The organism is uncultured Ramlibacter sp. (genome assembly GCF_936925435.1).
In the GTDB taxonomy this organism is placed as follows: Bacteria; Pseudomonadota; Gammaproteobacteria; order Burkholderiales; family Burkholderiaceae_C; genus Ramlibacter.
Window position 1 is genome coordinate 88071 of the sequence record NZ_CAKZHQ010000004.1, and the last position, 20397, is coordinate 108467.

At 68.1% G+C, this 20397-nt stretch carries 17 protein-coding genes; 12 read left to right on the forward strand and 5 right to left on the reverse strand.

Annotation, left to right across the window (positions count from 1 at the left end):
• Positions 1-6 precede the first annotated feature (6 nt).
• Entirely contained in the window at positions 7-945 is a 939-nt protein-coding gene (locus Q0632_RS04030) for a histone deacetylase (RefSeq protein ID WP_298924604.1), read from the reverse strand.
• Positions 946-1147: 202 nt separating this feature from the next.
• Between Q0632_RS04030 and phaP the strand changes: the two genes are divergently transcribed.
• Complete coding sequence (phaP, locus tag Q0632_RS04035) at positions 1148-1693, forward strand: phasin family protein (protein ID WP_298924607.1); 546 nt, start codon at positions 1148-1150, stop codon at positions 1691-1693.
• Positions 1694-1903: 210 nt separating this feature from the next.
• Here phaP and Q0632_RS04040 read toward each other — a convergent pair whose 3' ends face one another.
• Positions 1904-2809, reverse strand: coding sequence for a patatin-like phospholipase family protein (locus Q0632_RS04040; RefSeq protein ID WP_298924608.1), 906 nt, complete (start codon positions 2807-2809; stop codon positions 1904-1906).
• 83 nt (positions 2810-2892) lie between these two features.
• Between Q0632_RS04040 and Q0632_RS04045 the strand changes: the two genes are divergently transcribed.
• The 6 genes from Q0632_RS04045 to Q0632_RS04070 all read left to right on the forward strand — a co-directional run bounded on the left by Q0632_RS04045 (position 2893) and on the right by Q0632_RS04070 (position 9696).
• On the forward strand, positions 2893-3651 hold the full coding sequence (locus Q0632_RS04045; RefSeq protein WP_298924610.1) for a 3-hydroxyacyl-CoA dehydrogenase: 759 nt from the start codon (positions 2893-2895) through the stop codon (positions 3649-3651).
• A gap of 54 nt (positions 3652-3705) precedes the next feature.
• Positions 3706-5487 (forward strand): gamma-glutamyltransferase family protein, encoded by a 1782-nt coding sequence (locus tag Q0632_RS04050; RefSeq protein ID WP_298924612.1) that lies wholly within the window; start codon positions 3706-3708, stop codon positions 5485-5487.
• 102 nt (positions 5488-5589) lie between these two features.
• Positions 5590-6630, forward strand: a complete 1041-nt coding sequence (locus Q0632_RS04055) for an amino acid ABC transporter substrate-binding protein (RefSeq protein WP_298924614.1) — start codon at positions 5590-5592, stop codon at positions 6628-6630.
• A complete protein-coding gene (locus tag Q0632_RS04060; RefSeq protein ID WP_298924617.1) occupies positions 6630-7826 on the forward strand; it encodes an ABC transporter permease subunit in 1197 nt (398 codons plus the stop codon). The genes Q0632_RS04055 and Q0632_RS04060 overlap by 1 nt, the downstream gene beginning before the upstream one ends.
• 4 nt (positions 7827-7830) lie before the next feature.
• Positions 7831-8934, forward strand: coding sequence for an amino acid ABC transporter permease (locus Q0632_RS04065; protein ID WP_298924619.1), 1104 nt, complete (start codon positions 7831-7833; stop codon positions 8932-8934).
• 18 nt (positions 8935-8952) lie between these two features.
• A complete protein-coding gene (locus Q0632_RS04070; RefSeq protein WP_298924620.1) occupies positions 8953-9696 on the forward strand; it encodes an amino acid ABC transporter ATP-binding protein in 744 nt (247 codons plus the stop codon).
• 4 nt (positions 9697-9700) lie between these two features.
• Here Q0632_RS04070 and Q0632_RS04075 read toward each other — a convergent pair whose 3' ends face one another.
• Positions 9701-10606, reverse strand: coding sequence for a YihY/virulence factor BrkB family protein (locus tag Q0632_RS04075; protein WP_298924622.1), 906 nt, complete (start codon positions 10604-10606; stop codon positions 9701-9703).
• A gap of 129 nt (positions 10607-10735) precedes the next feature.
• Here Q0632_RS04075 and Q0632_RS04080 point away from each other — a divergent pair, with 129 nt between their 5' ends.
• The 5 genes from Q0632_RS04080 (at position 10736) to Q0632_RS04100 (ending at position 18478) form a co-directional block, all read left to right on the forward strand.
• A complete protein-coding gene (locus tag Q0632_RS04080) occupies positions 10736-11713 on the forward strand; it encodes a tripartite tricarboxylate transporter substrate binding protein (RefSeq protein WP_298924624.1) in 978 nt (325 codons plus the stop codon).
• Positions 11714-11755: 42 nt separating this feature from the next.
• Entirely contained in the window at positions 11756-13552 is a 1797-nt protein-coding gene (gene dnaG / locus Q0632_RS04085; RefSeq protein WP_298924626.1) for a DNA primase, read from the forward strand.
• 263 nt (positions 13553-13815) lie between these two features.
• The gene (gene rpoD, locus Q0632_RS04090) at positions 13816-16203 is read left to right on the forward strand and encodes an RNA polymerase sigma factor RpoD (protein WP_298924628.1); all 2388 of its coding nucleotides are present in this window, start codon (positions 13816-13818) and stop codon (positions 16201-16203) included.
• Positions 16204-16549: 346 nt separating this feature from the next.
• Complete coding sequence (locus tag Q0632_RS04095) at positions 16550-17515, forward strand: serine hydrolase (RefSeq protein WP_298924630.1); 966 nt, start codon at positions 16550-16552, stop codon at positions 17513-17515.
• A 57-nt stretch (positions 17516-17572) separates the two neighbouring features.
• Positions 17573-18478 (forward strand): DMT family transporter, encoded by a 906-nt coding sequence (locus Q0632_RS04100; protein ID WP_298924632.1) that lies wholly within the window; start codon positions 17573-17575, stop codon positions 18476-18478.
• A 10-nt stretch (positions 18479-18488) separates the two neighbouring features.
• On the opposite strand, the gene Q0632_RS04105 is transcribed toward Q0632_RS04100, so the two are convergent.
• Both Q0632_RS04105 and Q0632_RS04110 read right to left on the reverse strand, forming a co-directional pair.
• Positions 18489-19364, reverse strand: coding sequence for a dipeptidyl aminopeptidase (locus Q0632_RS04105; protein WP_298924634.1), 876 nt, complete (start codon positions 19362-19364; stop codon positions 18489-18491).
• A gap of 4 nt (positions 19365-19368) precedes the next feature.
• Positions 19369-20373, reverse strand: coding sequence for an aldo/keto reductase (locus tag Q0632_RS04110; RefSeq protein ID WP_298924636.1), 1005 nt, complete (start codon positions 20371-20373; stop codon positions 19369-19371).
• Positions 20374-20397 lie beyond the last annotated feature (24 nt).

Genomic DNA, 20397 nt, shown 5'->3' on the forward strand with positions numbered 1-20397 from the left:
GGGCCCTCAGGCGCTGGCCGCCAGCACCGCCGCGTGGCGGCGGTGGTACTCCATTGCCACGCCAAAGGTGTTGACCTGGGCCTGCACCGTGTCCTCGATGCGCCTGCCGTAGCCACCGGCCATCGCAAACGCCAGCGGGATGCGGCGTTGCCAGGCCCAGTTGAAGACGCGGCGGTCGCGCGCCTCCAGCCCGTCCCATGTGAGCTTGAGCCGGCCCAGGCGGTCGCCCTCGTGCGGGTCGGAGCCGGCCAGGTAGATCACCAGCCCGGGCGCAAAACGGCCCTCGAGTTCGTCCAGCGCATGTTCCAGCGCGTGCAGATAGTCCGCGTCGCCGCAGCCATCGGGCAGGCCCACGTCCAGGTCACTGGCCTCCTTGCGAAAGGGGAAGTTCTTCTGCCCATGCAGCGAGAGGGTGAAGACGCTGGGGTCGGAGGCGAAGATGCTGGCCGTGCCGTTGCCCTGGTGCACATCGAGGTCGATCACTGCCACCTGCAGCGGCCTGGCATGGCGGCGCGCCCACTCGGCCTGCAGCAGCCGCGCCGCCACGGCGGCGTCGTTGAAGACGCAAAAGCCGCCGCCCTTGTGGGCGTAGGCATGGTGGGTGCCGCCGGCGATGTTGGCGGCGATGCCCTCGGCCAGCGCCGCGCGGCAGGCGGTGATGGTGGCGCCGACCGAGCGACGGGCCCTGTCGGCCATGGCCTGGCTCCAGGGGAAGCCGATCTCGCGCAAGATGGCCGGGTCCACCGAGCCGTCACTGATGCCCTGGATGTAAGCCGGCGTGTGGGCCAGGGCCAGTTCGCCGTCACTGGCAGCCTCGGCCTGCAGCAGCCGGACGCCGGGCTGCTCGGCGGCCAGCCGGTCGCGCAGCAACTGGTACTTGGCCATGGGAAAGCGGTGCCCGGCCGGCAAGGGCAGGACGAACTGGGTGGCATAGAAAACCTGCATTTGTTTCGCTCTGTGACGTGGCTGTTGAGCGGACTTTTTAGGTGCCCGCTTCTAGAATGCTGCATTGCAACAAAACACCCCTTTGCAATCGGCGCACCCGCCCCTATACTTTGAACCATGCTGCACCGCAACATGAGAAGGCCCCGGCCGGTTGAGCGCAGCCAACAAGCGTCCTGTCCCAAACTTTGAACTGGAGATGAATATGTTGACCGCTGAACAAATCCTGGCCTCGCAAAAAGCCGCCGTTGAAACCCTGTTTGGCCTGACCAGCAAGGCTTTCGAAGGCGTTGAGAAGCTCGTCGAGCTGAACATGACCGCTTCCAAGGCCGCCCTGTCCGAAGCCGCCGGCACCACCCAATCCGTGCTGAGCGTCAAGGACGCCCAGGAACTGCTGGCCCTGCAAGCCGGCCTCTTCCAGCCCCTGGCCGAGAAGACCGCCGCCTACAGCCGCCACCTGTACGACATCGCCTCGGGCACCGGCGCCGAATTCGGCCGTGCTTTCGAAGCGCAAGCTGCCGAAACCCAGAAGAAGTTCCTGGCCGTGGTCGATAACGCCGCCAAGAACGCCCCCGCCGGTTCCGAAACCGCCGTCGCCGTGTTCAAGAGCGCTGTCGCCGCCGGCAACAACGCCCTGGAATCCGTGCAGAAGGCCGTCAAGCAGGCCTCTGACGTGGCCGAAGCCAACTTCAACGCCGTCGCAAGCACGGCCGTGAACGCCGCCAAGACCACCACCAAGGCCAAGCGCTGAATCACGCGCCGGAACTCCCGGAGTTCCGGCGCCTCTACCCAGAGCTCTCGTGAGAACGGGAGTTCTTCAGGTTGTCTCCTCGGGTCCTTCGACACCTCCAAGGTTCAGGATCCCTTCAACCCCAGCTGCAAGGCTGGGGTTTTTTTATGGGCGCCCCTCGGGCGAGGGAGCGCAGCGACGCTCGCCCCAATCGCAAGATTGGGGCTTTTTTTATTTGGTCTTCGCCTCGATCGCCGCGCGCAGCTGGGGCAGTTGCCTGAGCATGGCGGCGCGGCCGGCCTCGATGGCGCGGCGGCGGGCGCTGAAATCGGCGCTGCCCACGCCCACCAGGGCCGGGCGCACCACCACGTCGGCGGCCGGGAGCTCATGGGCATTGATGCGCTTGCCCATGATGGCAAAGGTCTGCAGCAGGATCTGCAACTGGTCGCCCGAGGCATTGCCTTCGGGCGCGCTGGAGATGTCCACCGCGATCACCAGTTCGGCCCCCATCTGCAGGGCATAGCGCACCGGCACCGGCGCCACCAGGCCGCCGTCCACGTACTCCGCCGCGCCGATCTTCACCGGAAAGAACACTGCCGGCACCGCACTCGATGCACGCACCGCCGTGCCGGTGTCGCCGCGCTGGAACAGCACGCCCTCGCCGGTGGCCAGGTTGGTCGCCAGGATGCCCAGCGGCATGGCCATGTTCTCGATCAGCTTGTTGCCGACCTGGGCGTTGACGTAGCGGGCCAGGGCTTCGCCGCGCAGCATGCCGCGGCTGAAGATGGGCAATGTCCAGTCGGTGAAAGCCGCCTCGTCCATGGCCTCGGCCACCTGCTGCAGTTGCTGGCCGTTGCGCCCTGCCGCATACAGGGCCGCCACCAGGCTGCCGGCCGAGGTGCCGGCCACCAGGTCGGGCCGCAGGCCGGCCTCTTCCAGCACCTGGATCACGCCCACATGGGCGAAGCCGCGCGCCGCGCCACCGCCCAGGGCCAGGCCAATCCTGGGCGCTCGCTTGGCGACCGGCGCTGGCGGGACGGGGGGAGGATCGGCGGGCGGCGGGGGCGTGGAAGCGCAGGCCGCCAGCAGCAGCGCCAGGGCGCAGGCGGCCAGGGCGCGGAATTTGCGATGGATCATGTACCGCCATTTTCCCGCACGGCTTGCGGTGCCCGATAATTTGACGTTTACGTCAACGTCATCCCCTCAGCAGGAGCAGATTCATGGACATCAAGGGCAAGGTTTTCATCGTCACCGGCGGCGCTTCGGGCCTGGGTGAAGGCACGGCGCGCATGCTGGCGGCCAACGGCGGCACCGTGGTCATCGCCGACATGCAGGCCGACAAGGGCCAAGCCATCGCCAAGGAGATCGGCGGCGCCTTCGTCCAATGCGACGTCAGCCAGGAAGCCGACGGCCAGGCCGTGGTCGCCAAGGCCGTGTCCCTGGGCAAGCTGATGGGCCTGGTCAACTGCGCCGGCATCGCGCCGGCCGAAAAGACCGTGGGCAAGAACGGCGCCCACAGCTTCGGCGTGTTCGCCAAGACCATCACGGTCAACCTGATCGGCAGCTTCAACATGATCCGCCTGGCGGCAGAAGCGATGGCCAAGAACGAGCCGGAAGCCACGGGCGAGCGCGGCGTGATGATCTCCACCGCCTCGGTCGCAGCCTATGACGGCCAGATCGGCCAGGCCGCCTACAGCGCCTCCAAGGGAGGCGTGGTCGGCATGACCCTGCCGATCGCCCGCGACCTGGCGCGCAACGGCATCCGCAACATGACCATCGCCCCCGGCATCTTCGGCACGCCGATGATGTTCGGCATGCCCAAAGAGGTGCAGGACTCGCTGGCCGCCAGCGTGCCCTTCCCCTCGCGCCTGGGCACGCCCGAAGACTACGCCAAGCTGGCCAAGCACATCTTCGAGAACGACATGCTCAATGGCGAGGTGATCCGCCTGGACGGCGCGATCCGTCTGGCGCCGCGCTGAGCCAATTGCTATCGAATCCGTAGCAATCGACGCCCAATCGGCGGGGGCTAAAGCATGAAAACACTGTTTTTTGTGCTGCTGGCAGCCGTGCTGGGCGGCTGCGCGGCCCCCAGCGTCCCGCGCCAGCCTGAAGCAGCCACCGGCTGGACCGCCAAACCGGGCTGGGCGACCAGACACTCCGCCGTCGCCGCCGCCAATCCGCTGGCCACCCAGGCCGGCTGGACGATGCTGCAAGAGGGCGGCTCCGCCATCGACGCCGCCGTGGCCGTGCAGATGGTGCTGGCCCTGGTCGAGCCGCAGTCCAGCGGCCTGGGCGGCGGCGCCTTCCTGCTGCACTTCGACGGCAAGACCACCCAGGCCTACGACGGCCGCGAGACCGCGCCCGCCGCCGCCGACAGCCGGCTCTTCCTGGACGCCGATGGCAAACCCCTGGCTTTTCGCGCCGCCATCGCCGGCGGCCGCGCCGTCGGCACGCCGGGCGCGGTGCGCATGCTGGAGATGGCGCAGCGCGCGCACGGCAGGCTGCCCTGGGCCCGGCTGTTCGCGCCCGCCATCGCGCTGGCTGAAGCCGGTTTTCCGGTCAGCCCGCGCCTGCACGGCCTGCTGCGGGCCGAACAGCAGCTGGCGCAAGACCCGGTGGCCGCGGCCTATTTCTACGACGCCCAAGGCAAGCCCTGGCCGGTCGGCCATGTGCTGAAGAATCCCGAGCTGGCGGCCGTTCTGCGCCGCATCGCCACCGAAGGCTCGCAAGCCTTGCACGAAGGCGAGGTGGCCCAGGCCATCGTCGCCAAGGTGCGTGGCCATTCCAGCAACCCCGGGCACCTCAGCCTGGCCGACCTGGCGAGCTACCGGGCCTTGCAGCGCGAGCCGCTGTGCTTCGACTGGCAGCCCGCGGCCCAGGCCCTGCGCATCTGCGGCATGCCACCGCCGGGCTCGGCCACCATCGCGATCGGCCAGATCCTGGGTGTGCTGGCGCGCACGCCAGCCTCCTCCCTGCCTTTGCAGGACGGCCTGCCCGGTGCGCCCTGGCTGCATCTGTATGCCGAGGCCTCGCGCCTGGCCTATGCCGACCGCGCCCAGTACGTGGCGGACCCGGCTTTCGTCCAGCCCCCTGCCGGTGGATGGGCCGGCCTGCTGAGCCCGGACTACCTGGCACAGCGGGCTTCATTGGTCGGCCCGCAGCGCGCGCCGCAGATGCCCGCAGGCCGGCCCGGTGGCACAGCCCTGGCCTATGCGCCCATGCCTGAGCAGCCCGAACAAGGCACCTCCCACATCTCGGTGGTGGATGCGCGGGGCCACGCTCTGGCCATGACCAGCACCATCGAGGACGCCTTCGGCGCGCGCCAGATGGTCAACCGCGGCAAAGGCCTTGCCGGCGGCTTCCTGCTGAACAACGAGCTGAGCGACTTCAGCTTCGTGCCTGAGGCCGCGGACGGCAAGCCGGTGGCCAACCGCGTCGAGCCGGGCAAGCGGCCACGCTCCTCGATGGCGCCCACCCTGGTCTTCGAGCGCGGTTCGGGACGCTTGCTCATGAGCCTGGGCAGCCCCGGCGGCGCGATGATCATCCACTACGCGGCCAAGGCCCTGGTCGGCAACCTGCAGTGGGGCCTGGACATGCAGCGCGCGATCGACCTGCCCAATTTCGGCCAGATGGAAGGCCCGCTGCTGCTGGAAGACAAGCGATTTCCCACCGCCACATTGCAAGGCCTGCGCGCGAACGGGCACAGCGTGCAGGAAGTGCCTTTGACCAGCGGCCTGCAAGGCATCGCCGCTGTTCCGGGCGGCTTGTTCAGCGGCGCCGACCCGCGGCGTGAAGGCATCGTGCTGGGTGACTGAGTCCTGCGGCTCAGGGAAGTTGGCACTTTTCTTGCCAGTGTTCCTGTGCGACCATGGCCCGCGCTTTTGCGACGAGACCACCCCATCACCTTTGGAGCTGCAATGAAGAAACTGCTTGACTTGCGCGCGCTGGCTGCCGCCACCACCCTGGGCGCACTGGCCCTGGCCGCCGCGCCGGCCCATGCCGGCAAGACCATCGATGCCATCAAGGCGCGCGGCCAGCTGGTCTGCGGCGTCAACACCGGGCTGGCTGGCTTCTCGCAGGCCGACAGCGCCGGCAACTGGTCGGGCCTGGACGTGGACTTCTGCAAGGCCATCGCCGCCAGCCTGCTGGGCGACGCGACCAAGGTCAAGTGGGTGCCGCTGGTGGCGCAGCAGCGCTTCGCCGCCCTGCAGTCGGGCGAGGTCGACATCCTCTCGCGCAACACCACCTGGACGCTGACGCGCGACGCCTCCCTGGGTCTGAACTTCACCGGCGTCACCTACTACGACGGCCAGGGCTTCATGGTGCCGGTGAAGAACAAGATCAAGAGCGCCAAGCAGCTCAAGGGCGCGACGGTCTGCGTGCAGTCCGGCACCACCACCGAGAAGAACCTGACCGATTACTCCAAGGCCAACAACCTGGGCATCAAGCCCGTGGTGTTCGAGAAGCTGGAGGCCACCAACGCCGCCTACTTCTCCGGCCGCTGCCAGGCCTACACCACCGACGCCTCGGGCCTGGCCTCGATCCGCAACAAGGAAGCCAAGAACCCGGCCGAACACACCATCCTGCCCGAGCTGATCTCCAAGGAGCCGCTGGGCCCGGCCGTGCGCCGCGGCGACGACGAGTTCTTCGCCATCGCCAAGTGGGTGGTGTACGGCCTGATCGAGGCCGAGGAATATGGCGTCACCCAGGCCAACGTCGATGCCATGGCCAAGGACAGCAAGGACCCGGTGGTCGGACGCCTGCTGGGCACGACCGAGGACACGGGCAAGCTGCTGGGCCTGGACAAGGACTGGCTGGTGCGCGCCATCAAGACCACCGGCAACTACGGTGAAATCTTCGAGCGCAACGTCGGTCCCAAGAGCCCGCTGGCCCTGCCGCGCGGCAGCAACAACCTCTGGTCCAAGGGCGGCCTGATCTACGCACCGCCGGTTCGCTGATGCCCGGGCCGGTCGCGGCACGCCGTGCCCCAGCGGCGCGGCGGGGGCGGTTCTCGTGGCGCAGCCGCCGGGTGCGCGCCCTGGCCTACCAGCTGCTGGCGGTGGCCGTCATTGGCTTCCTCGGCTGGCTGCTGGTGTCCAGCACCCTGGCCAATATGCGGCTGCGCGGCATCCAGAGCGGCTTCGACTTCCTGCTGCAGCCGGCGGGCTTTGACATCGGCGAGGGCTGGGTCCCCTACGACTCGGTCAACCCCTACTGGCGCGCCTTCCTGGTCGGCGTGGTCAACACGCTGCGCGTCGCCGTCATCGGCTGCCTCCTGGCCACCCTGCTGGGCACCTTGCTGGGCATCGGCCGCTTCTCGCGCAATGCCCTGGTGCGCGGCATCTGCTATGGCTACGTCGAGTTGTTCCGCAACATCCCGGTGCTGCTGCAGTTGCTGATGTGGTACCTGCTGTTCACCGAATACCTGCCCCCGCCCGACGAGGCCTGGCGCGCCGGCCATGCGCTGTTCCTGAGCAAGAACGGCATCTCCTTTCCGGCGCTGGTCTGGGAGAGCGGCCACTGGTGGGCGCTGGGCGGGCTGGCGGCCGGCTGCATTGCTGCCTTCGCCTATGCGCGCGTGGCGCGCGCCGCCTTCGAACGCAGCGGCAAGCCCTGGCCGGTGGCCGCCGCGGCCGTGCTCCTGGTCCTGGGTTTGAGCTGGGGCGGCTGGCTGGCGGGCGGCGCGCCGGCGCAGTTCCACTTCCCGGAAGCCGGCGAACTGCAGGTCGAGGGCGGCAGCGCGCTCAGCCCCGAGTACATGGCGGTGCTGCTGGGCCTGGTGCTCTACACCGCGGCCTTCATCGCCGAGGTGGTGCGCGCCGGCATCGCCTCCGTGCCGCGCGGCCAGCACGAGGCCGCCGCCTCCATCGGCCTGCCGCGCGGCCGCACGATGCGCCTGGTGGTGTTGCCCCAGGCTCTGCGCCTGATCATCCCGCCGCTGACCAACCAGTACCTCAACCTCACCAAGAACTCCTCGCTGGCGGTGGCCGTGGGCTATCCCGACGTGGTCTCCATCGCCAACACCTCGCTCAACCAGTCGGGCCGCGCCGTGGAGTGCATCGCCATCATCATGCTGGTCTACCTGACGATGTCGCTGTCGACCTCGGCCGGGATGAACTGGTTCAACCGGCGCGCCGCCATCAAGGAGCGCTGAGGCGATGACATCCAATGATCCGCACATTCCGCCGCGGCCGGCGCCCGTCAGGAGCGCAGGCGTCCCGGCCTGGCTGCGGCGCAACCTGTTCTCCAGCCTCCCCAACACCCTGGCCACGCTGGCGCTGCTGGCGCTGGTCCTGTGGCTGGCGGCCAGGGGCCTGCGCTGGGGCGTGCTGCAAGCCGTCTTCGTGTCCGACGCCGACAAATGCCAGGCGGCCCGCGGCCTGGGCGCCTGCTGGGGCGTGATCCAGGAAAAGGCCCGCTTCATCCTGCTGGGACGCTATCCGCAGATCGAGCAGTGGCGGCCCATGCTGGCCACCTTCGCCCTGCTGGCGCCGGTGCTGGCCAGCTGCAGCCCGCGCCTGTGGAAGCCCTGGCTGGTGCTGGTCTGGGCCGCCGGCCTGGCGGCCTTCTTCGTGCTGATGGGCGGCGGCGTCGGCGGCCTGCGCCAGGTGCCCACCGACCAGTGGGGCGGCTTGCCGCTGACGGTGATGCTCAGCGTGATATCCCTGGCCCTGGCCTTTCCGATCGCCGTGCTGGTGGCCCTGGGGCGGCGCTCGGACATGCCGGCCATCCGGTCCCTGTGCATCGTCTACATCGAGCTGGTGCGCGGCGTGCCCCTGATCTCGGTGCTGTTCATGGCCTCCTTCATGTTCCCGCTGTTCATGCCGGTGGGCAAGTCGCCCGACGTGCTGGTGCGCGTGGTCGTGGGCCTGACGCTGTTCGCCGCCGCCTACATGGCCGAGATCGTGCGTGGCGGCCTGCAGACCGTGGGCCGCGGCCAGGCCGAGGCGGCCGCCAGCATCGGCCTGGGCTACTGGCAGGCCCAGCGCAAGATCATCCTGCCGCAGGCCCTGGCCACGGTCGTGCCCAGCATCGTCAACAACTTCATCTCGCTGTTCAAGGACACCTCGCTGGTGACCATCGTCTCGCTCTACGAGCTGACCGGTTCGCTGTCGCTGGCCCTGGGGTCGGATCCGAACTGGCGACCCTTCAAGATCGAAGCCTACATCTTCATCGCGGCGATCTACTTCGCCTGCTGCTACGCCATGTCGCGCTACAGCCTGCGCATCGAGAAACGCCTGGCGCGCAGCCAGGCTCGCTGAACGCCCAAGGACGACCGAATGAGCGAACCCATCATCCACTTCGACAAGCTCAACAAGTGGTACGCCGACAGCTTCCATGTGCTGCGCGACATCGATCTGGCGGTGCAGCCGGGCGAGCGCATCGTCATCTGCGGCCCCTCGGGTTCGGGCAAGTCCACGCTGATCCGTTGCGTCAACGCGCTGGAGGACTACCAGGAGGGCGCGCTGACGGTGGCCGGCACCCTGCTGGGCGACGACGTCAAGGCCATCGAGGCGGTGCGGCGCGAGGTCGGCATGGTGTTCCAGCAGTTCAACCTCTTTCCCCATCTGAGCGTGCTGGAGAACCTGACCCTGGCGCCGACCTGGGTCACCGGCCTGCCCAGGAAGGAAGCGGTGGAGCGCGCGATGGCGCAGCTGGAGCGGGTGCGCATCGCCGGCCAGGCCCACAAGTACCCGCTGCAGCTGTCGGGCGGCCAGCAGCAACGCGTGGCCATCGCCCGTGCGCTGTGCCTGCAGCCGAAGATCATGCTGTTCGACGAGCCGACCTCGGCGCTGGACCCTGAAATGATCCAGGAGGTGCTGGACGTGATCGTCGAACTGGCGGGCCAGGGCATGACCTTGCTGGTGGTGACGCACGAGATGGGCTTTGCCCGCGCCGTCGCCGACCGCGTGGTCTTCATGGACGAGGGCCAGGTGATGGAGGACAGCCCGCCGGCGCAGTTCTTCAGCGCGCCGCAGACCGAGCGCGGCCGCGACTTCCTCTCCAAGATCCTCGCGCACTGAGCGCTCAGGCCTCCTCGGTCGCCAGCGGCGCTGGCGGCACGGCGGCACCGGGCTGGCCGATGCGCTCGTACTCCGAGATCACCTGGGCGCCCAACAGCAACAGGGTCGCCGCGATCTCCAGACTCAGCAGCACGACGATGGCGGTGGTCAGCGAGCCATAGACCACGGTGACCTGGGACAGGGTGCTGAAGTACCAGACCAGCACATGACGGGTCAGCTCCCACAGCAGGGCCGCCGTCGCGCCGCCGATCAGGGCGTGGCGCCAGGAAAGGATGCCCACCGGCATCACCATGTAGACCGAGGTCAGCAGGAAGATCTCGCCAGCCAGGCCCAGCAGGTACAGCAGCAGACCGGACACGCCCAGCAGCGACCACTCGCGGCCCAGCACACTGATGCTCTCCTCGCCCATGGCGCGCAGGCCGCCCGACACCAGGGTCACCACCAGCAGGCCGAAGCCCAGGCACAGGATGTACATGTAGGGCAGCAGGGCCGACACCAGGAAGTGGCGGCGCTTGACGGCGAAGCGGTGCAGGAAGATCACCGACATGGCTTTTTCCAGCACGGTGAAGGCCAGCGAGCTGAAGAACAGCATGGTGCCCAGCAGCACCCAGCCGATGACGTCGCGGTGGGTCAGGAAGTTGGCCAGTTCGTCGACGATGGCACTGGACTGGCCCGGGGTCAGCCACTCCAGGGAGCGGCCCAGGGCCCGCAACAACTCGTCAGCATCGACCCAGTGCGACAGGGCGATCACCGTCAGGATCAGCATTGGCACCACTGACAGCAGGGCGTAGTAGGCCACTGCCCCGGCCAGCAGCAGGCCCTGGTTGCGGCCGAAGCCGCGCAGCACGCGCAGGGCGAAGGCGCCGGGATGGCTGGCCACATGGGCCATGGCGGGGCTGAGGACATGCATGCGGGCCAGTATGCCGCCGGTGCGCCCGGCGCGGGGGCGACCCGCTGTGCAGAAATGCGCCTCAGGCTTTTCCCGATGCAAGCCGGCGCGCGCGGCCCTAGGCTGGCGCACCACTCCTGGAGCATCAGCATGCGTCGTCCTGCACCGAACCGCCGTGCCGTCCTGCGGTCGCTCGCCGCTTCCGGCGCGGCCCTGGCCCTGCCCGGTTTCGCCCAGGCCTTTCCGGCCCGGCCGATCCGCCTGATCTGCCCCTGGCCGGCGGGCGGCGCCACCGACGCGGTGATGCGCGCCCTGGGCGAGAGCGCGGGCAAGACCCTGGGCGGCCAGATGGTGGTGGACAACAAGGCCGGCGCCAGCGGCATGCTGGGTCCCAACGAGCTGGTCACGGCCAAACCCGACGGCTACACCCTGTCGCAGCTGACCATCGGCGTGGCGCGGCTGCCGCACATGCAGAAGATGCAGTTCGACCCGCTCAAGGACTTCAGCTACGTGGCCTGCCTGACCGGCTACACCTTCGGCCTGGTGGTCAAGGCCGATTCGCCGATCAAGTCGCTCAAAGACCTCGTCGACTACGCCAAGGCCAACCCGGGCCAGTTCACCTACGCCTCGCCCGGCCAGGGCACAACGCCCCACCTGGCGGTGGAGGAATTCGCCTTCAAAGCCGGCATCAAGCTGCAGCACGTGCCCTTCAAGGGCTTTGCCGACGGCATGCAGGCCGTGCTGGGCGGCCACGTCATGTCGCAGAGCGATTCCACCGGCTGGGCGTCGCAGGTCGATGCGGGCACGGCCAGGCTGCTGGCGACCTACGGCTCCAAGCGCACCAAGAAATGGCCCGCCGTGCCCACCCTCAACGAGCTGGGCTTCGACACCATCTCCGATTCGCCCTTCGGCATCGGCGGGCCCCGAGGCATGGAGCCGGCCGTCACGCAAAAGCTGCACGACGCCTTCAAGAAAGCCATCGAGGACCCGGCCGTGCTGGCCACCTTCGAGAAGTACGACCAGTCGGTGATCTACATGAACTCGGCAGACTACGCCAGGTTCATCACCGAGCAATACGTCAAGGAAAAGCTGCTGATCGAGCGGCTCGGGCTGGCGATGAAGACCTGACGCCCCGGCGGCGCCGGCGGCCTCGGTCAGAATACCGGGTCCATGGCCATCCCCCAGAGCTTCATCCAGGAACTGATCGCGCGCGCCGACGTGGTGGAGATCGTCGGGCGCTACGTGCAGCTGAAGAAGACCGGGGCCAATTTCAGCGGCCTGTGCCCCTTCCACAGCGAGAAGTCGCCTTCCTTCACCGTCAGCCCGAGCAAGCAGTTCTTCCACTGCTTTGGCTGCGGCAAGAGCGGCGACGCCATCAAGTTCCTGCAGGAACATGCGGGCATGAGCTTCATGGAGGCGGTCAAGGACCTGGCGGGCCAATACGGCATGCAGGTGCCGGAAGAGGACGTCTCGCCGCAGGAGCGCGAGCGCGCCGCCCAGCAACGCCAGAAGCAGGCCACGCTCAGCGACGTGCTGGAAAAAGCCGGCGAGGCCTACCGCAAGCAGCTCAAGATCTCGCCCAGGGCGGTCGACTACCTCAAGGGCCGCGGCCTGTCCGGCGAAGTCGCAAAGCAGTTCGGCCTGGGCTATGCACCCGAAGGCTGGCGCAGCCTGGCCAGCGTCTTCCCCGAATATGACGACCCGCTGCTGGCCGAGAGCGGCCTGGTCATCGTCAACGAGGAGGATGACAAGCGCTACGACCGCTTCCGCGATCGCGTCATGTTCCCGATCCGCAACGTCAAGGGCGAGTGCATAGGCTTTGGCGGCCGGGTGCTGGGCGACGAGAAACCCAAATACCTGAACTCGCCGGAAACGCCGGTGTTCAGCAAGGGGCGCGAGCTCTACGGCCTGTTCGAGGCGCGCCAGGCCCTGCGCGAGCAGGGCTATGTGCTGGTGACCGAGGGCTACATGGACGTGGTGGCCCTGGCCCAGCTGGGCTTTCCCAACGCGGTGGCCACGCTGGGCACGGCCTGCACCACCGAGCATGTGCAAAAACTGTTCCGTTTCACCGACAGCGTGGTCTTCAGCTTCGACGGCGACGCCGCCGGCCGACGCGCCGCCCGCAAGGCACTGGACGGCGCGCTGCCCTATGCCACCGACGTGCGCTCGGTGAAGTTCCTGTTCCTGCCGGCCGAGCACGACCCCGACAGCTACATCCGCGAGTTCGGCAAGGACGCCTTCGCCAGATACGTGGGCGAGGCCACGCCGCTGTCGCGCTTCCTGCTCGAGGCGGCGGGCGCAGGCTGCGACCTCACGACGGCCGAGGGCCGGGCCCACATTGCGGCCAATGCCCGGCCGCTGTGGTCCCTGCTGCCTGAAGGCGCGCTCAAGCGCCAGCTGTTGGGCGAGATCGCCGACAAGGTGCAGTTGGACACGCGTGAGCTGGCCGGCCTGTGGGGCGACAAGGCCGGTGCCGGCCCGGAGGCGCCGCGGCCCGCCCGCCGCCACGAAGCACGCCGGCCGGCGCCGCCGCCGCGGCCGCGCGGGCGCACCTTGCCGCCGGGCCGGGCGGACCGGGCCCTGCAGATCGTGCTGGCCGACGACGGCACCTGGATCAACCTCAGCCATGACGATCACCATCTGCTGTGCGAACTGGCCCCGCCGCACGGGCCGCTGTTCGCCTGGCTGGACGGCCAGGTGCTGGACCACGGCCCCCAGGCCTGGCCGGCCCTGCGCGAGGCCCTGAGCAGCCACGAGCACGGCGCCTATGCCATCGGCCTGGTGGGCCGCATGCCGGCGGCCATCGAGGCCGATCCAGCCGAGCTGCAGCAGATCCTTCAGCGCGAGCGCGACCGCAGCCGCGACGAGGAGATGCGCGAACTGGCGGCGCGGGCGGCCAGCGATCCGGCCGCCTACGAGCGCCTCAAGCAGCTGCTGGACGGGCAAAAAACAACGCCCAAAGCTTGAAATCCGGACCTGCCGGTATAATGTAAGGCTTGCCAGCGCGAGAGCGACAGCAGCACCTCCGGACCAGGCCAACCGCGGACACAGCTCCCGACCCGCCATCTCCCCGCAAGGACTGCACTCCAAATGTTCGCCCATCCATCTCGCCCCCTGGTGACAGGCTGAGTTCCTCTTTCCGAGGTTCCCAGTCCAGCCTCCCCCTTCCCAGCGCCGGGTAGTTGTGGCGCTTTTTGTGTTTCTGCCGTTTCTGATGACCCGAGGTATCCATGCCCGTTCATAAGTCCGCGAAGCTTTCGAAGCCCACCGCGAAACCTGTCGCCAAAAAAGTGATCAAACCGGCAGCCAAGCCGGCCAAGGCCCCGCTCAAGGTCGTCAAGACCTCCGCCAAGCCCATGGCCAAAGCCGCTGCCACGCCAGCAACGAAAGCCAAGCCAGTGCCCGCATCGAAGTCCCCTGCCGCCAAGCCCGCCGAGAAAGCCGTCGCCAAGGAAGAGGCCAAGAGCCCCGTCAAGGCCGCCGCACCTGCTGCCACCGAAGTCGTCAAGAAAAAGCCCGGCCGCCCGCCCAAGGCTGCCTCCGCTGACGGCACCGCCACGCCCGCCAAGACCGGCGCCAAGCGCGGCCGCAAGCCCAAGAGCGCCGAAGGCAAGGGCCCAGGCGAGGACATGGACATGTCGGACATCGAGGACGACCTGGCCGGCGAGCCTGTGGTCGAGGCCACGACCGAGAAGGTCAAGCCACTGCGCATGAAGATCAGCAAGGCCAAGGAACGGGCCTTGATGAAAGAGTTCGGCCTGGACGAGACCGTGTTGTCCGAAGAGGACATGGCCAAGCGCCGCCAGCGCCTGAAGACCCTGATCACGCTGGGCAAGACCCGCGGCTACCTGACGCAAGGCGAAATCTCCGACCACCTGCCCGACAAGCTGGTCGACGCCGAGACCATGGAAGTCGTGGTCACCATGCTCAACGACCTGGGCGTGGCGGTGTACGAGCAGACGCCCGACGCCGAGATGCTGCTGCTGAACAACACCACGCCGACGGCGTCGACGGTGGAAGAAGCGGAAGAAGAAGCCGAAGCCGCCCTGTCCACCGTGGACAGCGAGTTCGGCCGCACCACCGACCCTGTGCGCATGTACATGCGTGAAATGGGCACGGTGGAACTGCTCACCCGCGAAGGCGAAATCGAGATCGCCAAGCGCATCGAGGGCGGCCTGATGGCCATGATGGAGGCCATCTCGGCCTCGCCTGCCACCATCGCCGAAATCCTGCGCCTGGGCGCCGAGATCCGTGAAGGCAAGATCGTCATCTCCACCGTGGTGGACGGCTTCTCCAATCCCAACGAGGCCGACGACTACGTGGCCGAGGAAGACTTCGACGAGTTCGACGCCGACGACGACGACGACGGCAACGGCGGCTCCAAGGCCCTGACCAAGAAGCTCGAGGAACTCAAGCGCGATGCGCTGGATCGCTTCGACCGCATGGCCGGCCTGTTCGAGAAGGTCCACAAGATCTACGACAAGGAAGGCTACGGCACGCCGGCCTACGTGAAGGCTCAGACCTCCCTGTCGGAAGAGCTGATGACCATCCGCTTCACCGCCAAGACCATCGAGAAGCTGTGCGACATGGTGCGCGGCCAGGTCGACGACGTGCGCAAGAAGGAGCGCGAGCTGCGCCGCATCATCGTCGACAAGTGCGGCATGCCGCAGGAAACCTTCGTCAAGGACTTCCCGCCCAACCTGCTGAACCTCAAGTGGGTCGAGAAACAGGCCGCCGCCGGCAAGCCCTGGTCGGTCGTCATCGCCCGCAACATCCCGCCGATCCAGGAACTGCAGCAAAAGCTGACCGACCTGCAGTCGCGCGTCGTGGTGCCGCTGGCCGAGCTCAAGGGCATCAACAAGCGCATGAACGAGGGCGAGTCGTCCTCGCGCGACGCCAAGAAGGAGATGATCGAGGCCAACCTGCGCCTGGTGATCTCCATTGCCAAGAAGTACACCAACCGCGGCCTGCAGTTCCTCGACCTGATCCAGGAAGGCAACATCGGCCTGATGAAGGCGGTGGACAAGTTCGAATACCGCCGTGGCTACAAGTTCTCGACCTACGCGACGTGGTGGATCCGCCAGGCCATCACGCGCTCGATCGCCGACCAGGCGCGCACCATCCGCATCCCGGTGCACATGATCGAGACCATCAACAAGATGAACCGCATCTCGCGCCAGCACCTGCAGGAGTTCGGCTTCGAGCCTGACGCCAGCATCCTGGCGGCCAAGATGGAGATCCCGGAAGACAAGATCCGCAAGATCATGAAGATCGCCAAGGAGCCGATCTCCATGGAAACGCCCATCGGTGACGACGACGATTCCCATCTGGGCGACTTCATCGAGGACAGCACCAACACGGCGCCCATCGAGGCCGCCATGCAGGCCGGCCTGCGCGACGTGGTCAAGGACATCCTGGACTCGCTGACGCCGCGTGAAGCCAAGGTGCTGCGCATGCGCTTCGGTATCGAGATGAGCACGGACCACACGCTCGAAGAAGTGGGCAAGCAGTTCGACGTGACGCGCGAGCGCATCCGCCAGATCGAGGCCAAGGCCCTGCGCAAACTCAAGCACCCCAGCCGCAGCGACAAGCTGCGCAGCTTCATCGACACGCTGTAACAGCCTGCCGAGCCACAGCGCCCCGGTCTCCAGGCCGGGGCGCTTTTTTTTGCCTGCCCATCGGACTGCGACTACAGCAATCACCTCGCTTGGCCGTCAAGACCGGCCCGCGCCCTGGGCGATATTGAGCATGCCAGCGCGACCTCCAATGCGAACAAGAACTGCCGCACTTGCCCTCCTCCTTGCCGCCGTCACGGGTGTGACGCTCTGGCGCCTGCCCGCGATGGACGGGCCGCCTACCCAGCCACCGGTCGCGGCCGGTCCCGTCACGCCCGCCTTGCCGTCGCTGCAACCCTTGGGCGCGACGGCGCGCGTGGACGCGGTCGCACTCACACCCTCTGCCTCCTTGCCTTCCCCCTCCAGTGCGCTCGAGGAAGTGGAGACCGGAGACACCGAGCCTGTGCAGGACAAGGTGCTGCCGCGCCGCTCCGCAGGCCATGCAGCCGGCCTGCACAAGACCGTCGACCCGCTGCGCCTGGCTTCCAGCGCGGCCATGGTCATCGACGCCCGCACGCGCCAGGTCCTGTTCGCCAAGAACCAGGAAGCGGTGCTGCCCATGGCCTCCATCACCAAGCTCATGACCGGCCTGGTGATCGCGGAGTCGGGCTTGCCACTGGACGCCACGCTGGCCATCACCGAGGACGACGTCGACAACGAACTGCACAGCCGCTCGCGCCTGAGGGTCGGCACCGTGCTGACCCGCGGCCAGGCGCTGCAGCTGGCCCTGATGTCCAGCGAGAACCGCGCGGCCCATGCCCTGGGGCGCACCTGGCCGCAGGGCATGGTGGCCTTCGTGGCGGCGATGAACGCGAAAGCGACGCAGCTGGGCATGACCAACACCAGCTATGTGGACCCCACCGGCCTGTCGCGCGGCAACCGCTCCAGCGCGCGCGACCTCAGTGTGCTGGCCGTGGCGGCCTCGCGTCACGAACTGCTGCGCGAGTACTCCACCAGCGCGCAGCACCGCCTGCAGGCCGAGCCCAGGGACCTGCTGTACAACAACTCCAACCGGCTGGTGCGCAACGGCGGCTGGGACATCAGCCTGCAAAAGACCGGCTACATCATCGAGGCCGGCCACTGCATGGTGCTGCGCACCCGCATTGCCGGCCGTGACCTGGCCTTGGTGCTGCTCGATGCGGGCGACGCCGGCGCCCGCTCAGCCGATGCCGAGCGCATCCGCCGCTGGATCGAGCCGGGCTGGGAGCCGCCCAAACCCCAGGCCCGGTCCAAGGCCAAGGCGAAGGCCAAAGCCGCACGCGGCGCAGGTCGCGCGGCTGGCGAGCGGCAGCGTGTGCGCAAAACCTTCAACTGATGCGTGCATGACCCCATGGGCGCGCAGGGGCGCGCAAGCACGCACAATCGCAGACACATGAGTTCTCCGCTTTCCGGCGCCGCCGCCAACCGCCGCGGCATCGCCGCCATGGCCCTGGGCATGGCCAGCTTCGTGGCCAACGACAGTCTGGTCAAGTACGTCAGCCAGTCGCTGCCACCCGCCCAGCTGATCTTCCTGCGCGGGGTGTGCGCCACCGCCTTGCTGCTGGCCGTGGCCCATGCGATGGGTGCCACCCGCCACATGCGCGGCCTGCTGCAGCGCCCGGTGCTGCTGCGCGCGGCCTTCGACGCTTTTGCCACCGTCACCTATCTCAGCTCACTGTTCCATCTGCCACTGGGCAACGCCACCGCCATCAACATGGCAACGCCGCTGTTCATCACGCTGTTCGCAGTGCTGGCCTTCGGCGAGCGGGTGGGTGCAGCGCGCTGGCTGGCCATCGTCACTGGTTTTTGCGGCGTGCTGCTGGTTGTCCAGCCCACAGGCGCGGCCTTCAATGCCTACGGCCTGCTGTGCCTGGGCGGCACCGTGCTGCATGCGACCCGCGACCTGCTGACCCGGGTGATCGACCGCAGAGTGCCATCCATTCTCATCACCTTGAGCACCGCACTGTCCGTCACCCTGCTGACCGGGGCCTGGAGCCTGCTGCAGGGATGGAAGCCCATGCAGTGGCAGCAACTGGGCCTGCTGGCCACGGCCAGCGTCTTCCTCAGCGCCGGCTACTACCTGCTGATCATCGCCATGCGCGAGGGCGAGATGAGCGTGATCGCGCCCTTCCGCTATGCCGGCCTGCTGTTCGCCCTGGTGCTGGGCTATGCGGTGTGGGGCGACGTGCCCAACCTGCTGGCCTGGTGCGGCATTGCCCTGCTGCTGGGCGCCGGACTCTATGTTCTGCACGGCGAGCGTTCGCGCGCGCGGGCGGCGTTGGACGCGGCGACCGACTGAGGCCGGGCTTTTAGCGCGCCGTCAGGCCGACCTTCTTCACGAACTCGTCCAGCGGCATCGACCACATGCGGCCGCCGTGCAGCAGCAGCTGGTGGCCGTCGTGCTCGGGCACCGGGCCAGTGAAGACTGCACGGGTGTCGCTGCCACCCTCGGCGTAGGCCTGGTGCCAGGCCTTGGGCATGTCCGGCCCCCAGTAGTTGTCGTTCTGCGCGTACAGCCAGAGGCTGGGCGCCTTGGCCAGGCGGCCGAACTCACGGTAGGTCAGCGTCAGGCGCTCGGGCTTGCAACTCTTGCCTGGCGAAACCTCGGGATAGCCGCCGGAGCCGCCGGCGAAATTGACCGTGCCCACCACGCCGGGCAGGTTCAGCGCGGCCACGCCCACCGTGGTCAGGCCGCCCACCGACTGTCCCTGCACCAGGATGCGGTCCTTGCGCACCCAGGGCTGCTGCAGCGCCCAGTGGTAGGTGGCGACCACGGTGCGGCGGGCGTGGACGGCGACGCTGGTGAAGTCGGGGTCGGTGTAGCACTCGGCTTCGCGCCAGCGCACGCCGGAGTTTTCCACGTCGGCGCCGCCGGTGGCGCCGTAGCCGGGGCGCACCGGAGCGACCACAGCCACGCCCTTGCGCAGCCAGTAATTGCCATGGCCCACCGGCACCGGGTACTCCAGTTTGGCGCGGTCCACGGCCGTGCCGGCCCGGCCATGCGAATGGATCACCAGGGGAAAGGGACCGGCGCCAGCCGGCTTGTAGATGTGGGCCACGACCTCGGTGGTCTTGCCCTCGATCACCAGCGGCAGGCGCACGATCTCGGGCTCGACCCGGGGCGGCTGCTGGGCGGCCGCAACCGCGCAGAAGGCCAGCAGGATGGCCACAAGATGGCTGCGCATGGTTCTAGGCCGTGAACTCCTCGGTGTCCACCTCGGTGCGGCTTTGCGCGCTGTAGCGGTGGCCGCTGACCGAGTCCTGGTTGACCAGGGCCTCCAGCCGGGCCAGCAGGTCCGGCGCCAGCTGCACCGCCTGCGCGCCCAGGTCCTCCTCCAGGTGGGCCACGCTGGTGGTGCCTGGGATGGGAACGATGTGCGGCGCCTTGTGCAGCAGCCAGGCCAGGGCCAGCTGGGCCGGCGTGCAGCCGGCCTCCTGGGCCAGCGCCTTGTAGGCCGGCAGCAGCTTGAGGTTGGCCGCGTAATTCTCCGGCGTGAAGCGCGGCATGCTGCGGCGGATGTCCTTGGCGTCGAAGGCCGAAACGTCATGCACGGCATCGCACAAGAAGCCGCGGGCCACAGGGCTGAAAGGCACGAAGGCCGCACCGATCTCGCGACAGGCGTCCAGCACGGCGATCTCGGGGTTGCGCGTCCACAGCGAGTACTCGGTCTGCACCGCGCTGATGGGATGGACGGCCTGGGCCTTGCGGATGGTGGCTGCAGAAACTTCCGACAGGCCGAGGGCCCGCACCTTGCCGGCGCGCACCAGGTCGCTCATCGCACCGACGCTGTCCTCGACGGGCACCTTCTTGTCCCAGCGGTGCAGGTAGTACAGATCGATCACGTCGGTCTGCAGGCGCTGGAGGCTGTCCTCGCAATTGCGGCGGATGGCCTCGGGCCGGCCGTCGATGACGCGCTTGACGCCGCCGTCGAACTGCACGCCCGCCATGCCGCCCTTGCTGGCCAGGGTGAACTTGTTGCGGTGCGGCTTGAGCACGCGGCCCAGGATGGACTCGTTGGCGCCAAAGCCATAGAGCGCAGCCGTGTCGAACAGCGTGACGCCGGCGTCCAGCGCGGCCAGCAGCACGCGGCCGGCCTGCTCGGGCGGCGGCGGCGTTCCGTAGGCGTGGCTGAGGTTCATGCAGCCCAGGCCGATGGCGCTGACGGTGAAGGGGCCTATGGTTCGTTGTTTCATGGGTACGAGCTTAAGCCAGGCTGC

Excerpts from the sequence above, each read along its gene's own strand:
- Q0632_RS04105 (WP_298924634.1), bottom strand. The coding sequence starts at position 19,364 with ATGCGCAGCCATCTTGTGGCCATCCTGCTGGCCTTCTGCGCGGTTGCG.
- Q0632_RS04070 (WP_298924620.1), top strand. The coding sequence starts at position 8,953 with ATGAGCGAACCCATCATCCACTTCGACAAGCTCAACAAGTGGTACGCC.
- Q0632_RS04100 (WP_298924632.1), top strand. The coding sequence starts at position 17,573 with ATGAGTTCTCCGCTTTCCGGCGCCGCCGCCAACCGCCGCGGCATCGCC.
- Q0632_RS04030 (WP_298924604.1), bottom strand. The coding sequence starts at position 945 with ATGCAGGTTTTCTATGCCACCCAGTTCGTCCTGCCCTTGCCGGCCGGG.
- phaP (WP_298924607.1), top strand. The coding sequence starts at position 1,148 with ATGTTGACCGCTGAACAAATCCTGGCCTCGCAAAAAGCCGCCGTTGAA.
- Q0632_RS04050 (WP_298924612.1), top strand. The coding sequence starts at position 3,706 with ATGAAAACACTGTTTTTTGTGCTGCTGGCAGCCGTGCTGGGCGGCTGC.
- rpoD (WP_298924628.1), top strand. The coding sequence starts at position 13,816 with ATGCCCGTTCATAAGTCCGCGAAGCTTTCGAAGCCCACCGCGAAACCT.
- Q0632_RS04065 (WP_298924619.1), top strand. The coding sequence starts at position 7,831 with ATGACATCCAATGATCCGCACATTCCGCCGCGGCCGGCGCCCGTCAGG.
- Q0632_RS04080 (WP_298924624.1), top strand. The coding sequence starts at position 10,736 with ATGCGTCGTCCTGCACCGAACCGCCGTGCCGTCCTGCGGTCGCTCGCC.
- dnaG (WP_298924626.1), top strand. The coding sequence starts at position 11,756 with ATGGCCATCCCCCAGAGCTTCATCCAGGAACTGATCGCGCGCGCCGAC.
- Q0632_RS04040 (WP_298924608.1), bottom strand. The coding sequence starts at position 2,809 with ATGATCCATCGCAAATTCCGCGCCCTGGCCGCCTGCGCCCTGGCGCTG.
- Q0632_RS04110 (WP_298924636.1), bottom strand. The coding sequence starts at position 20,373 with ATGAAACAACGAACCATAGGCCCCTTCACCGTCAGCGCCATCGGCCTG.
- Q0632_RS04075 (WP_298924622.1), bottom strand. The coding sequence starts at position 10,606 with ATGCATGTCCTCAGCCCCGCCATGGCCCATGTGGCCAGCCATCCCGGC.
- Q0632_RS04045 (WP_298924610.1), top strand. The coding sequence starts at position 2,893 with ATGGACATCAAGGGCAAGGTTTTCATCGTCACCGGCGGCGCTTCGGGC.
- Q0632_RS04055 (WP_298924614.1), top strand. The coding sequence starts at position 5,590 with ATGAAGAAACTGCTTGACTTGCGCGCGCTGGCTGCCGCCACCACCCTG.
- Q0632_RS04060 (WP_298924617.1), top strand. The coding sequence starts at position 6,630 with ATGCCCGGGCCGGTCGCGGCACGCCGTGCCCCAGCGGCGCGGCGGGGG.